This is a genomic window from Desulfoferula mesophila, from assembly GCF_037076455.1.
Lineage (GTDB): Bacteria > Desulfobacterota > Desulfarculia > Desulfarculales > Desulfarculaceae > Desulfoferula > Desulfoferula mesophila.
The window spans coordinates 2,952,585-2,966,005 of sequence record NZ_AP028679.1; the positions used below are offsets into that span (position 1 = coordinate 2,952,585).

At 61.4% G+C, this 13,421-nt stretch carries 12 protein-coding genes and 1 pseudogene; 7 read left to right on the forward strand and 6 right to left on the reverse strand.

Annotated elements, in window-relative coordinates:
- The first annotated feature begins 13 nt into the window (after positions 1 to 13).
- From AACH32_RS13455 to AACH32_RS13465, 3 genes are read left to right on the forward strand one after another with little or no spacing between them, the layout of a single operon-like run.
- Entirely contained in the window at positions 14 to 217 is a 204-nt protein-coding gene (locus AACH32_RS13455; protein WP_338600383.1) for a tautomerase family protein, read from the forward strand.
- A 3-nt stretch (positions 218 to 220) separates the two neighbouring features.
- Positions 221 to 1,072 carry a GNAT family N-acetyltransferase gene (locus AACH32_RS13460; RefSeq protein WP_338600386.1) on the forward strand — a complete coding sequence of 284 codons (852 nt, stop codon included), beginning with the start codon at positions 221 to 223 and terminating at the stop codon, positions 1,070 to 1,072.
- Positions 1,073 to 1,084: 12 nt separating this feature from the next.
- Positions 1,085 to 1,441: a cupin domain-containing protein gene (locus AACH32_RS13465; RefSeq protein WP_338600389.1), complete on the forward strand. Its 357-nt coding sequence runs from the start codon at positions 1,085 to 1,087 to the stop codon at positions 1,439 to 1,441.
- An 11-nt stretch (positions 1,442 to 1,452) separates the two neighbouring features.
- Here the strand turns inward: AACH32_RS13465 and lexA are convergent, their stop codons facing one another.
- On the reverse strand, positions 1,453 to 1,890 hold the full coding sequence (lexA, locus tag AACH32_RS13470) for a transcriptional repressor LexA (protein ID WP_338600392.1): 438 nt from the start codon (positions 1,888 to 1,890) through the stop codon (positions 1,453 to 1,455).
- 114 nt (positions 1,891 to 2,004) lie between these two features.
- Between lexA and AACH32_RS13475 the strand changes: the two genes are divergently transcribed.
- From AACH32_RS13475 to AACH32_RS13485, 3 genes are read left to right on the forward strand one after another with little or no spacing between them, the layout of a single operon-like run.
- Entirely contained in the window at positions 2,005 to 2,838 is an 834-nt protein-coding gene (locus AACH32_RS13475) for an amidohydrolase family protein (RefSeq protein ID WP_338600395.1), read from the forward strand.
- A 3-nt stretch (positions 2,839 to 2,841) separates the two neighbouring features.
- Entirely contained in the window at positions 2,842 to 4,095 is a 1,254-nt protein-coding gene (locus tag AACH32_RS13480; protein WP_338600398.1) for a metallophosphoesterase family protein, read from the forward strand.
- Positions 4,085 to 6,730 carry an AAA family ATPase gene (locus AACH32_RS13485; RefSeq protein WP_338600401.1) on the forward strand — a complete coding sequence of 882 codons (2,646 nt, stop codon included), beginning with the start codon at positions 4,085 to 4,087 and terminating at the stop codon, positions 6,728 to 6,730. The genes AACH32_RS13480 and AACH32_RS13485 overlap by 11 nt, the downstream gene beginning before the upstream one ends.
- 7 nt (positions 6,731 to 6,737) lie before the next feature.
- Here AACH32_RS13485 and AACH32_RS13490 read toward each other — a convergent pair whose 3' ends face one another.
- The 3 genes from AACH32_RS13490 to AACH32_RS13500 form a co-directional block, all read right to left on the reverse strand.
- Positions 6,738 to 7,670: an MBL fold metallo-hydrolase gene (locus AACH32_RS13490; RefSeq protein WP_338600405.1), complete on the reverse strand. Its 933-nt coding sequence runs from the start codon at positions 7,668 to 7,670 to the stop codon at positions 6,738 to 6,740.
- A gap of 5 nt (positions 7,671 to 7,675) precedes the next feature.
- Positions 7,676 to 8,386 carry a hypothetical protein gene (locus tag AACH32_RS13495; protein WP_338600408.1) on the reverse strand — a complete coding sequence of 237 codons (711 nt, stop codon included), beginning with the start codon at positions 8,384 to 8,386 and terminating at the stop codon, positions 7,676 to 7,678.
- Positions 8,387 to 8,602: 216 nt separating this feature from the next.
- Positions 8,603 to 9,711, reverse strand: a protein-coding gene (locus AACH32_RS13500; RefSeq protein ID WP_338598789.1) for an IS3 family transposase whose coding sequence is annotated in 2 segments (ribosomal slippage) — positions 8,603 to 9,459 and positions 9,459 to 9,711 — 1,110 coding nt in all. Because the reading frame shifts where the segments join, the coding sequence is not laid out codon by codon here.
- 106 nt (positions 9,712 to 9,817) lie between these two features.
- On the opposite strand from AACH32_RS13500, the pseudogene AACH32_RS13505 reads away from it, so the two are divergent.
- Positions 9,818 to 10,905: pseudogene (locus tag AACH32_RS13505) on the forward strand (IS3 family transposase); the annotation flags it as partial.
- Between the two features lie 128 nt (positions 10,906 to 11,033).
- Here the strand turns inward: AACH32_RS13505 and AACH32_RS13510 are convergent.
- Positions 11,034 to 11,474 (reverse strand): hypothetical protein, encoded by a 441-nt coding sequence (locus AACH32_RS13510; RefSeq protein ID WP_338600411.1) that lies wholly within the window; start codon positions 11,472 to 11,474, stop codon positions 11,034 to 11,036.
- A gap of 65 nt (positions 11,475 to 11,539) precedes the next feature.
- On the reverse strand, positions 11,540 to 13,414 hold the full coding sequence (gene nuoF, locus AACH32_RS13515) for an NADH-quinone oxidoreductase subunit NuoF (RefSeq protein WP_338600414.1): 1,875 nt from the start codon (positions 13,412 to 13,414) through the stop codon (positions 11,540 to 11,542).
- Positions 13,415 to 13,421 lie beyond the last annotated feature (7 nt).

The following is a 13,421-nucleotide window of genomic DNA, read 5'->3' on the forward strand; positions in this document are numbered from 1 at the left end:
TCTGGAGAAAACCATGCCCTACGTAAACGTGAAGATCGCCGGCACCGCCACCACCGAGGAAAAGCGCCAGATCATGGCCGGCATGACCGAGGTGCTCCACAAGGTGCTCAATAAAAAGCCCGAGAGCACCTACGTGGTCATCGAAGAACACTCCCCGGACAACTGGGGCGTGGGTGGCGAGAGCCTCACCGTGCGCCGCTCCCGCGCCCAGGGCTAGGCCGTGCCCGATCCCGTGGAGGGCCTGCGGGTCCGCTCCATGACCCTGGAGGAGCTGCGCGAGGTGGCCCTGCCCTGGGCCGGGGCCGAGGGCTGGAACCCCGGCCTGAACGACGCGGAGGTGTTTTTCGCCACCGACCCTCAGGGCTTTTTCCTGGCCGAGGCCGGGGGAGAACCTCTGGGCTGCATTTCGGCGGTGAATTACGGCCCCGCCTACAGCTTCCTGGGCTTTTTCCTGGTCCAGCCAGCCATGCGCGGCCGGGGCATCGGCCGGGCCATGAGCCAGGCGGCCCTGGCCCACGCCGGGGAGCGGATCATGGGCCTGGACGGGGTGGTGGCCCAGCAGGCCAACTACCGCGCCGCCGGTTTCGCGCCGGCCTTTAGGAGCGTGCGCTATGCCCGCCCCGGCGGCGGGCCCGAGCCCCTGGGGGCCATGGAGCTGGCCGCCCTGCCCTGGGAGATGGTGCTGGCCTATGACACGGCCCACTTCCCGGCCCCCCGGCCCGAGTTTTTGCGCGGCTGGCTGGCCATGCCCGGCGCCACGGCCCTAGGCCTGATGGAGGGCGGCGAGCTGGCGGGCTACGGGGTGCTGCGGCCCTGCCAGGAGGGCTACAAGGTCGGGCCGCTGTTCGCGGCGGGACTGGACCAGGCCCGCACGCTGTACTTGTCGTTGGCCTCGCGGGCCGAGGGGGCCACGGTCTATCTGGACGCGCCCCACAACAACCCGGCGGCGGTGGAACTGGCCGGGGAACTGGGCATGGAGCCGGTGTTCGAAACGGCGCGCATGTACAAGAACGGAGCCCCCGCCTGGCCGGCGGAGGAGGTATTCGGCATCACCACTTTTGAACTAGGTTAGGAGGTGGCCTGCATGTTGGTGCGCAACCTGGAGCATCCCGACACCCAACTCACCCGCTACCGGGCTCATGGCGGCGGGGTGGCCCACATGATCCTGGACGTGCGCCGCCACCTGGACACCGTGATGTTTTTGGCCCACGCCTCGGTGCCGCCGGGCAACAAGCTGGAGGGCCACATCGATCCCATGGAGGAGATTTACATCATCCAGAGCGGCAAGGGGATCATGCAGGTGGATGAGGAGAAGCGCGAGGTGTTTCCCGGCGACGCCATTCACCTGCCCATCGGCTCCTGGCACGAACTGACCAACCACGGCGAGGAGGAGCTGACCATCCTGGTGGTGGCCGGCCTCATCCCCGGCGAACAGGCCTAGCGGCCTGCGGGCTAATGACGGCGGTAGTGACGAATAAGGCCCGCCACCACCCCCAGCACCCGAACCTGTTCATGGCGCAGGACGATGGGGTCCATGGCGGGGTTGGCCGGCTCCAAGCGGATGTGGTCGGGCTCCAGGTAGAATTTCTTGAGGGTCACGTCGCTTTCGTTGATCAGGGCCACCACGGTCTGGCCGTTCTCGGCGGTATGGCGCTCTTCCACCACGATGACGTCACCGGGTCGGATGTTCTCCTCGATCATGGAGTCGCCCTTAACCTCCAGGGCGAAGGTGCGGTAGCGCCCCAGCATGTCCTGGGGGATGGACACGGTGCGGCTCTCGGCCACCGCCTCGATGGGCGCGCCCGCCTGCACCACTCCCAACAGGGGCACCTCCACCTCGTCCAGGGATATCTCGCAAAAGCCCAAATCCTCCAGAGTTATGCCTGCCATAGTCGTCTCCTGTTGATATACGTTCGTCTAGTATGCTATACAAACGTAGGCATTCTTGTCAACCCCCGCAAGCGCCGCTTTACCATCCCGGCGAGTAATTGATATAGTGCCGTTATGATCATCGATGTGCACACCCATATTTTCCCGCCCGAGATGCTCTCCGACCGGGCACGTTTTTGCGAAGGCGAACCGGCCTTTGCGGCCATATACGCCGATCCCACGGCTCCCATGGTCACGGCGGAGGGCCTGGTGGAGGCCATGGACTTAGACCAGGTGGACGTCTCCTGGGCGGTGGGCTTTCCCTGGCTCAAGGAAGAAAATGCCCGTCTGCACAACGACTATCTCATGGACGCGGTAGCTCGTTTTCCCCAGCGTTTGCGGGGCCTGGCCGCGGTGCACCCGCCCCAGGGCTGGGCCCGGCGCGAGGCGGAGCGGGCCCTGGCCGGAGGGCTGCACGGCCTGGGCGAGGTGGCCTTTTACGACAGCGACCTGGACGTGGCCAGCCTGGCCCCCCTGTGCCGCCTGAGCTACGAGGCCGACCGTCCCATCTTGTTGCACACCAACGAACCGGTGGGCCACCAGTATCCCGGCAAGGCGCCCATGACCCTGGTCGCCTTGTACAAGCTGGTCACCGAGCATTGCCACACCAAGCTGATCCTGGCCCACATGGGCGCGGGGTTGTTTTTCTACGCCTGCCTCAAGCGCGAAGTGTCCCAGGCCCTGGCCAACGTATGGCTGGATACCGCGGCCGCGCCCTTCCTCTACCGGCCCAGGGCCTATGCCCTAGCTTTGGAGCTGATGGGCGACGACAAGGTGCTCATGGGCAGTGATTACCCACTCTTGCCGGTGTCGCGTTACCGACGCGAGCTGTCCGACCCCTCGGCTGGCCTCAGCGCCCGCCAGATGGAGATGGTCATGGGCCGCAACGCCGCATACCTGATTTCCTGAGCCATGGCTGATCTGCGCATACTTCTGGCCGCGGATCTGCACCTGGGCGGCCCCGTGGCCGCTCCCGATCCGGAGATGGAGGCCTCGGCGGGAAACGCCCGGGAACAATCCCTGGAACGGATGGTGGAGCTGTCCCGCCAACATTCGGTGGCCTTGGTGCTCTTGCCGGGCGACGTATTCCACACCCCTGAGCCTCCCCTGGGGGCCATATTGGCTCTGCAAAAGGCTCTGGCCGCCTGGCGCGATATGGGCGCCCAGGTGTTCATCTCCCCCGGCAACCACGACCCCTGGCTGCCCGGGGGGTTGTGGGAGAGCTGGCCGGAGACCGAGGGCCTGACCATTTTCAGTTCCGAGTCCCAGGGGGTCGAGCTGGCCGAGATGGGCCTGTGGGTGGCGGGCGTGGCCCACTCCTCGGAACAGGAGACCGAAGACCTGTCGTGGCTCTTGCCCCCTCCCCCGCCGGGACGCACCGGTTTGGCGGTCCTGCACGCCAATCTGTCAGGAACCCCCAAACCGGGCAAGCACGAGCCCTACGCCCCGGCGGTGTTGCAGAACCTGCTTTCGGCAACCTTCGACCTATGGGCCCTGGGTCACATTCACATTCCCCAGGAGATGGGGCAGCACCCCAAGGTCATTTACGCGGGCACCCCGCAGGGCGCCCACCTGGGCGAGACCGGCCCCAGAGGGGCCTGGTTGCTGACCTTGTCGGAAGGAGCCCTGAGCGCGGAGTTGGTGAACCTGGCCCCGCTGGTGTTCCACGACCTGGTCCTGGACGATCTCATGCCGCTGGGAGACCCGGCCGCCTTGGTGGCCAGGTTGAAGGAAAAGCTGGCGAGCGACGCCTCGCCCTGGCCCCAGGAGCACTGCCTGCGCTTGAAGCTGACCGGCCCCTCGCCTTTGTGGCGGCTGCTGGAACGGGAAGATCCCGAAGTTTTGGCCGCCTCGTTGAAGCGGGAGCTGGGTCTGGCCGGATTGGTGCTCGATCTGAGCTGCCTGTGCCCCCCGGTGAATGCCCAGGCCCTGGCCACCAGGCCCGACGTGCTGGGCCGCGCCCTGGCCCTGTTGGCCAGGGTGGATGATGACGATGCGATCCTGCTCGATCTTGAGCAAGAGTTTATCGGTTTGCTGCACCCGGACACGCGCCGCCTGTCCGACGACGAGCGCCTGGATTGGATGAAGGGCCTGTTGGACGAAACCCGTTCCCTGACCCTGCGCGACCTGTGGCAAGGCGGTTCGGAGGACGGCGATGCGAATTGAGCGGCTGAGCATCGGCGGCTTCGGAAGCTTGTCCCCCGGGATGGTGTTGGGTCTGGATCCCGGGCTCAACCTGGTGCTGGCCCCCAACGAGTGGGGCAAGACCACCTTGAGTCATTTCATCACGGGGTTGTTCTACGGCTTCGGCCAGCGCAGGGGAGGAAGGCATCCCTACGAGCCCTGGGGCGGCGGCGATACCGGCGGCGAGCTGGTCTACAGCCTGGATTCGGGACAGTCCTTCACCTTGGGTCGTCACCTGGACAAGCGCGAGATCCTGACCCTGCGCGACGAGGCGGGCCGGGATGTGCCCCTGGAAAGGCAGCAGCCCGGCGAGCTCCACCTGGGCCTGAGCCGGGGGGCCTTTTTGACGGTAAGCCGCATAGAGCTGGACGACTTGCAACAGGCCCTGTATGCCGGCGGCGTGGGTAAAGAGCTGGATAACACCCGCCAGTGGCTGTCCGGCTATTTTTTCGGTGAAGCCGCCACCCGAGGGGAAGTGGCCAACCCGGTGAGCGTTTTGCAACGCTGGGCCGCCGAGCGCGAAAGGCTCTACTCCGAAGACCGCCGCAGAGGGGCCGAGACCAAAGCGCTGGCCCAACGCACGGCCCAGGCTCGCGAAACCTTGGCCCTGGCCCAGGGCCGCGAGGCCCAACTCCGCCAGGTGCGCCGCGAGTTGGAAGACCTGACCAAGCAGACCAAAGAGCTGACCGGTGAGCGCGACGCCGCCGCTCTTGCGGTGCGGGAGGCGACCAAACACCTGGAACAGGCCCAAACCCTGGCGCGGCGCGACCAGCTGCTGGAAAAGATAGAACAGCTCGCCGCGCTAGGCCTGGCCGGCGAGGCCGACGAGGCCAGGGCGCGAGACTTGCAAGGCCGGGCCGATTCGTCGGCCAAGCGGGCCGAGTCCGCCAAAACCCAGGCCCAGCAGGCACGGGAAATGGCGGCGGAGCTGGCGCCCGGCGGGGAGCCGGAGCGCCTGGAGGCCCACCTGCAGGGCCTGCAGGGGTTGCGCTCCGAACTCAACGCGACCCACCGCATGCAAGAAGCGGCGGAAAACGACCTGAACCGCCAAACGCGGGCTTTGCAGGACCGCTGGGGCCTGGACACCGCGGCCTTGGCTTCCATCGACCCTCACACCTTCCAGGAGGTGGAGCGGCTACGTGGCCAGGCCAGGGAATCCGCCAAGATCAACGAGGCCGCGCGCGTTACCATGATGGCTTCCCTGCCCGAGTCCAAGCAACTGCCCAAATGGTGGATAGTGGTGGCGTTCATGGCGGGGCTGGGCGGAATCGCCCTCCTGGTGCTGACCTTTCTGACCTATCTGCCTTGGTGGTGCTCGCTCATCGGCGCGGCCACCATCATGGGCGGTGGGGCCTTGCTCTTGCTATGGCGGGCGCGGCGCAACTACAACAAACTGGCCGACGAAAAGCTGGCCCAGGCGCTGGCCGCCGCGGAGGAGGCCGAGGCCAAGCACGCGGTCACCGAAAAGGAGTTGGCCCAGGCCCAGGAAAAGCTTCCCCAGGCTTTGCGCGAGGCTGAAATCATGGACGTCAGCCAGGCCCTGGCCGAGGCCCGCCGGCTGGAGGGCGAACGCGCCTCCCGGGCGAAGGAACGCGCTGAGCTGGAGAAAAAGCGCGAGGAACTTTTGGCCCAGGCCAAGCAGGCCGCCCCCATGGCTTCGGGGACCATGGAATCGGCCCTGGAAGAGATGCGCAAAAGGGCCCGCCAGGCCCAGCAGGCGCTGGCCCATGCCGATCGCCTGGACGAGCAGGCCCAGCGGGACGAGGAGATGGCCGCATCCCTGCAGGAGGATCTCAAGCAGCTTCTCGCCTCCCTCAAACTGACCGACATCGAAGCCCTGGCCCAGGCCCGGGAGCGCGGCCGCCAAATCGACAAGCTGCGGGCCGCGGTCTGGGAGTTGGAGCAAAACCTGCAAGCGTGCGACCTTCTAACGCCCCACTCGCCGGAGCTGGCCGGAAAAACCCTGGAAAAGCTCCGGGAAGACTTTGCCGCCCTGGACCGCAAGACCCATGACTTGTCCATACGTCGCGGCGAGTTGACCGGGGAGTTGGAGCACCTGGGCAAAAGCGAGTCGGCGGCCCAGGCCCAGGCCCGCCTGGACTCCTTGCAACAAGAGCGGGTCGAGCTGGCCCGCAGGCACGACGCCCTGCTGCTGGCCGAGGCCATCCTGACCCGGGCCATGGAGGAGTTCCGTTTGGAGGCCCAGCCGGGGTTGCTGAAGAAAGCGGGGCGTTTTTTGGCCATGGCCACCGTAGGAGCCTACGAATGGCTGGGCACCGATCTTTTCGACGCGCCGACCAAGGGAGACCCCGAGATAAGCACCCGGTCCGGCCCCGGCGCGCCGGAACGCGAGATAATCGCGCTGTCCCGGGGCACCAGGGACCAGCTCTACCTGTGTCTGCGCCTGGCCCTGGCCCAGGAAATCACCGAAAAGGGAGAGTCCCTGCCCTTGATCCTGGACGACCCCTTGGTGAACTTCGACGCGGCCCGCCTGCCGGCCACCCTGAACATGCTGGGCCGCCTGTCCGCCGAGCGTCAGGTGATCATGCTCACCTGCCATCCGCACCAAGCCGAGTTGTTGGAGCGCAAGTACGGGGCGCACCGCCTGGAGATTTAGGGAGGGGTCAGGCGGGCAAGGTGCAGAGCAAACGCTCCTCGTCGTCCAGCTTCAACAGCTCCCGCTCCAAAAGGTAGTCCAGGTTCTCCCGGAAGGCGGCCTCCATCTTGCCGCCGAAATACATCTGTGCCGTCTCGGGGAACCAGGGCGAGGCCATGAGCAAATCCCGCAGGCCCTCGCGGTGCAGGGGACCGCGCATGAGCACGGTGTAGAGCAGGATCTTGCGCACCTGGTCCTGGGCCATGCGCCGGGGGTCTTCGATAAAGGCCTCCACCCGGGCCAGGCAGGCCTGGATGGCCGCCGGGGCGTCATCCAGGATGGGGCCGTGGCCGGGCAGGATCTTTTGCACCTTGAGGCGCGACAGGCGCTCCAGGCTCTCGCGCAGCCTAAAGGGCGCGTCCAGGCCCTCCACGCGGGTGGTCAAGACCCCGAAGTCCCCGCCCCACAGGGTGTCGGCGCTGACCAGCCAGCCGGTGTCCAGGCAGTAGAGGGCGATCTGGCCCATGGCGTGGCCCGGGGTGTGCAGCACCAGCCAGTTCATCTCGCCCAGGGTGAGCACCTCGCCGTCGGTGAGCGAGTAGTGGGTGGGAAAGAAGGCGGCGTCCTGCCGGTAATAGCCCCACCAGGTGGCCCAGTCGTTGCGCTGGTCCACGAAATAGCGCTCAATCATATGCAGGGCCACCTTGCAGCCCGAGCGGCGCTGGAACTCGGCGTTGCCCCCGATGTGGTCGCAGTGGGCATGGGTGTTGACGATCAGCTCCACCTGCTCGATCTCGAGGCCGCACTGGGCGATGAGCGACTCGGTCTCGGCCGCGTCGCGGATGTAGCCGGTGTCGATCAGGGTGCGGGGACCACCGGTGAACACCAGGTGGTTGCCGTTGAGCCAGCCGCGCTGGATGAAAAACAGCTCGTCGGTGAGTCTAGTTATTCGGGGGTCCATGATCTTTAACTATCTGTGTTGAATAGTGCACACAACACGGCGTCAATAATAGCGTTAAGCCGCTCCAGGTTATGGTCTACAGCCATAACGGGGTCAATCAGATACGCAGTCCCATCATTTCTTTTAATATATATCATCCTTGAAGCAAGCATTTTCATTTTACTCATTTTCCACAGGGCTATATTTTGCTCCTCCATGCTTTTCATGCGTTCAGGAAAAATTTCATAAGCTTCTTTATGCTCTGCACGCAATATCTTTCTTATTTCTTCATCAGACACATTAGGCTCTGAGCCTTTTTCTAATATAGCAGTAGGAACTTTAATAGTCTTATGGGCTGCGTGGTGGCGCATATCGGCTATGGTATTTATCCATTGTTGAATCGGTTTTGAGTATATAAAAGAATGTAAGGCCAAACTTTGTTTACTTATGTCTCTCCACAATTTATTATTAGTTATTGAACAATTTTTTTCAGGATATTGCAAATTAAAACGCAAGTTAATAATAACAGACAAATGGTCGAGCATACCCCAAATCAACAGCATATAGTAGTTTAAATAGTAACCAAGAGTTAATGAATAACTTCGCTCAATCCCCCTTCTATAATAATAGTCTTCTTGAATTTCATAGAATTTAATCATATCTCTTGAAAGAATTATATAAGGGTACCTTTGCAGTAGTGCACCTTGAACGTTCGTCCGCAATTCATCATCTGCCATTGTATGTTTGGCTTTTTCAAACCAATCAAAAAACCGGCGTGCCTTATAGTGACTAATTTGGTAGTAAACGTCGGCGTTCGAATCATCGAAGGGATGATCAACTGATATTAAAAGTGAGTGACCATGAAAAAAAACTTCAAGGACATCAAAAACAGTATTAACGGGGACAATTCTTATTCGGAATTTTTAATAAATACTATTGTAAACCTCCCCCGATTAGTGCCAGTCAACAGTAGAAACTTCAGGTGAATTTATAGCGAGGTATTCGGCTGGTGTCAGGTTGCCGAGGGACTCATGAGGGCGTTCCTCGTTGTACTCCTTGAGCCAGCGATCCGTGATTTCCCGCACCTCGCTTAGACGGGAAAATATGTAAAGGTCCAGCACCTCTTCCCGATAGGTCCGGTTGAAGCGTTCAATGTATGAATTCTGGGTGGGCTTGCCGGGCTGAGTGAAACCCAAATCGATACTATGCTCCTCGGCCCATTGGGCCATAGCTACACTGACCAGCTCCGGGCCGTTGTCCAGCCTCAGCCTGGACGGGTAGCCCCGCCAGGCAGCGATACGCTCCAGCACTCGGATTATCCTTTGGGCGGGGAGATTGACGTCCACCTCTATGGCCAGGGCCTCTCGATTGAAATCATCCACCACATTAAAGGTCCTGAATCGCTGGCCGCCATACAGGGCATCGCTCATGAAGTCCACCGACCAGCAGATATTGGCCAGATCCGGCACTGCAAGCGGCTGGGGATCACGAGTAGGCAGGCGCTTCTTACCCTTCCTGCGAAGGTTTAGCTTCAGGGCGCAGTACACTCGGTACACCCGCTTGTGATTCCAGCCATGTCCATCCCGCCGAATTACTTGAAACAGTTTGGCAAAGCCGTATCTGGGATATTTGTCTGCCAGCGAAGTCAGCGCCTCGATGATCGGACCATCGTCGCGGGGCTTGGGTCGGTAGGCATAAACCGACCGGCTCAGCCTCAGGGCGCGGCAGGCCCGGCGAATGCTCAGACCGTGCTCTTTGCACATGAACTTAGCCAGATCGCGCCGACCCGCTGGCCTTATATTTTTCTTTCGATGACGTCCTTCAGAGCCCGATTCTCAAGGCTCAAGTCGGCGTACATCTGCTTTAGACGCCTGTTTTCTTCTTCAAGCTCCTTGAGCCGGACGATGTCCGAGGCCTCCATGCCCCCGTACTTGGACTTCCATTTGTAGTAGGTGGCGCTGCTGACACCGTATTCCCGGCAGACCTCCTTGGCGGTCCTGCCCCCTTCCACCTCTTTCAGAATTTTGACGATCTGAGTTTCGCTGAATCTGGTCCTGCGCATCGTGAAGAGTCCTCCTTGCAGACCTCAGTCTGTGACCTGCTTCCCGAATTCTGGTCCATATCGGATGAGAAAATCGTCATAATTCTCATTTGACCAGGAGGACTGGATGAAGCGCAGGAGGTACACCGAGCCCCAGATCGTTTTTGCCCTGCAGCAGGCTGACAGCGGCACCCCGGTGGCGGAGATCGTGCGCAAGATGGGGGTGAGCGAGGCCACCTTTTACCGCTGGAAGAAAAAATTCGCGGGCATGGGCGTGGCGGAGATCAGGCGCCTGAAGCAGCTTGAGGAAGAAAACCGTAAGCTCAAGCAGCTGGTGGCTGACTTGAGCCTGGACAAGGCCATGCTGCAGGACGTCATAAAAAGAAAACTATGAAGCCTGTCCGCAAGCGTGCTCTGGCCGGCTATTTGGAGAAGGTATTCAAGGTCAGTGAGCGGCGGGCCTGCCAGGTGCTCAAGTTTGCCCGCTCCAGCCATCGCTACCAGAGTATTGCGGACAGGCAGGACGAATTGCGCATGCGGCTGAGGGACCTGGCCGCGGTCCGGGTCAGCTATGGCTACCGGCGCCTGCATGTGCTCCTGAGGCGGGAGGGCTGGCTGGTCAACGCCAAGCGGGTTTATCGCCTTTATACCGAGGAGGGGCTGACCATGCGCCGCAAGCGCCCCCGGCGCCGGGTGAGCGCGACCCGCCGGGTGGTCAGCCAGCCAAAGCCCAAGAGGAGCAACGAGAGCTGGTCTATGGACTTTGTGTCCGATCAGCTTTATTCTGGGCATCAGCTCCGGGTGCTGACGATAGTGGACAACTTTAGTCGTGAGAGCCTTGCTTTGAAGGCTGGTCAGAGCCTACGGGGCGATGATGTAGTGGCAGTGCTCAACCAGCTGGTCGCTGAACGTGGAGCCCCCAAATCCATCAAAGTGGACAACGGGAGCGAATTCACCTCTAAAGTCCTTGATCAGTGGGCGTACTGGAACAAGGTGGAGCTTGATTTCAGCCGCCCAGGCAAGCCCACGGACAACCCATTTATCGAGTCATTCAACGGACGTCTTCGGGAGGAGTGCTTAAACGAAAACTGGTTTGTGTCGGTGGTGGACGCCCAGGACAAGCTGGACACCTGGCGGCTGGATTACAACCAACATCGGCCACACAGCTCCCTGGGTAACATGACCCCGGAGGCCTATGCCAAGCAGGTGGGACCTGCCCCCTGCGTGGCCTCCCCCAGGGCTCCATCTCCAAAGAAGCAAACCTGGGAATCTCTCATCTCACCTGGACCCGAAACGGGTAGCACCTCATCTGCCAGAAGTCTCTACCTCAAACTGGCCCTATTTTAAGGGAGGGTTACACTATAACGATGTTTAACTAATATTTTTTTGTCCGTGATTACCCCATCTGCTTGGCAATAATCTGCCATCGCCATCAAATATAAAGAGTAAGCGGTTTCACTGTTATTTTCAGTATGATTTTTTTGAAATAATTTTTCATGACTCTCGTTCGGCTTTGGTTTCCAATCTTCAGGAACTATATTAAGCCATTTATAGGCTGGAATATCTATTGACGCTCCAACATAACCAGGAGGATATGAAGGTGCAAGTATTTCTATATCCAAATTGTACCAACTACTCTTTACACTTTCGAAAAATGTCTCTAGTAAAGAAGCCTTTAGCTCACCCAAAGCAAAAAAGCTTTCAATATCAAATACAAATCTAAGATGCCTCGTTGGAAGGGTCGCCCTGATATCCTTTGATGTAATTCTTTGGTATGCTGCCATAAGTTCAACTCAAACAAACGGGCCGGCCCTAAGAGGCCGGCCCGTCGATACTACAACAAAACACACTAATAAATCGCGTCGTACTTACAGTTGTCCAGACAGGTCTTGCACTTGATGCACTTGTCCAGGTCGATGGACGCGGGCTCCTTCTTCTTCCAGGAGATGGCGTCCACCGGGCAGTTCTTGAAGCACAGGCCGCACTGCTTGCACTTGTCCACGTCCACCTTGAACTCCAACAGGGCCACGCAGGAACGGGCCGGACACTTCTTGTCCACCACGTGGGCCATGTACTCGTCGCGGAAATAGCGCAGGGTGCTGAGCACCGGGTTGGGGCCGGTCTGGCCCAGGCCGCAGAGGCTGCCCTGCTGGATCATCTCGGCCAGCTCTTCCAGGGTGTCGATGTCCTCGGGCACGCCCTTGCCCTCGGTGATCTTTTCCAGGATCTGCAGCATGCGCCGGGTGCCCTCGCGGCAGGGGGTGCACTTGCCGCAGGATTCGTCCTGCACGAACTCCATGAAGAAGCGGGCCATGTCCACCATGCAGGTGCTGTCGTCCATGACGATCATGCCGCCGCTGCCCATGATGGCCCCGGCCTTGGCGATGTCCTCGTAGTCGCACAGGGTGTCCAGGTGCTCCTCGGGGATGCAGCCGCCCGAGGGGCCGCCCAGCTGCACCGCCTTGAACTTGCGGTGCTTCTTGGGGATGCCCTCGCCGATCTCGTAGATGATGGTCCTGAGCGGGGTGCCCATGGGCACCTCCACCAGGCCTATGTTGTTGACGTGGCCGGTGAGGGCGAAGACCTTGGTGCCCTTGGAGCCCTCGGTGCCGATGGAGGCGTACCAGTCGCCGCCGTTGGTGATGATCTGGGCGATGTTGGCCCAGGTCTCCACGTTGTTCAAGATGGTGGGTTTGTTCCACAGACCCGCCTGGGCCGGGAAGGGGGGCCGCGGCCGGGGCATGCCCCGCTTGCCCTCGATGGAGCGCATCAGCGCGGTCTCCTCGCCGCAGACAAAGGCCCCCGCGCCCTGGTAGATCCGCAGGTCGAAGTCAAAGCCAGTGTCCAGGATGTTCTCGCCCAACAGGCCGTATTGTTTGGCCTGGTCTATGGCCAGCTGCAGGCGGTGCACCGCCAGGGGATACTCGGCCCGGCAGTAGACGTAGCCGTGGTGGCTGCCGATGGCCTTGGCCGCGATGACCATGCCCTCCACCACCGAGTGGGGATCGGCCTCCAGAATGGAGCGGTCCATGAACGCGCCGGGGTCGCCCTCGTCGGCGTTGCACAACACGTACTTGGTGTCGCCCACGGCCTTTTGGCAGAACTCCCACTTGAGGCCGGTGGGGAAGCCCGCCCCTCCCCGGCCCCTGAGGCCCGACTTTTTCACCTCGGCCACGATATCCTCGGGGCTCATCTCCTTGAGGGCCTTGGCCATGCCCTGGTAGCCGCCCCGGCCGATGTATTCGTCGATGCTCTCGGCGTCGAGCATGCTGCGGTTCTTGAGGGCGATGAGTCTTTGCAAGGCGAAGAAGGGGATGTCGCGCATGTGGGGGATGCGCTTTTTGGTGGAGGGGTCCTTGTAGAGCAGGCGCTCCACCGGCTCGCCGTTTTTGCAGTGGGACTCCACCAGCTCGGCGACGTCGCTCTCCTCCAGGTTCACGTAGAAGATCCCCTCGGGATAGGTGACCATCACCGGGCCCAAGGCGCAAAAGCCGTTGCACCCGGTCTCCACCACGGCGATCTCCTCCTCCAGCCCCTGCTTGGCGATCTCGGCCCGGAGGGCATTCATCACCGCCAGGCTGCCCGCGGCCTGGCAACCGGTGCCCCCGCAGATCAACAGGTGCATGCGCTGGGAGCCCACCCCGGGCTGACCATGGCGCAGGGCCTGGGCACGTTCGGACCTTTGTTGAATTTCGCCTAGATCACTAATGCTGATGTGCGACATGCGGCTT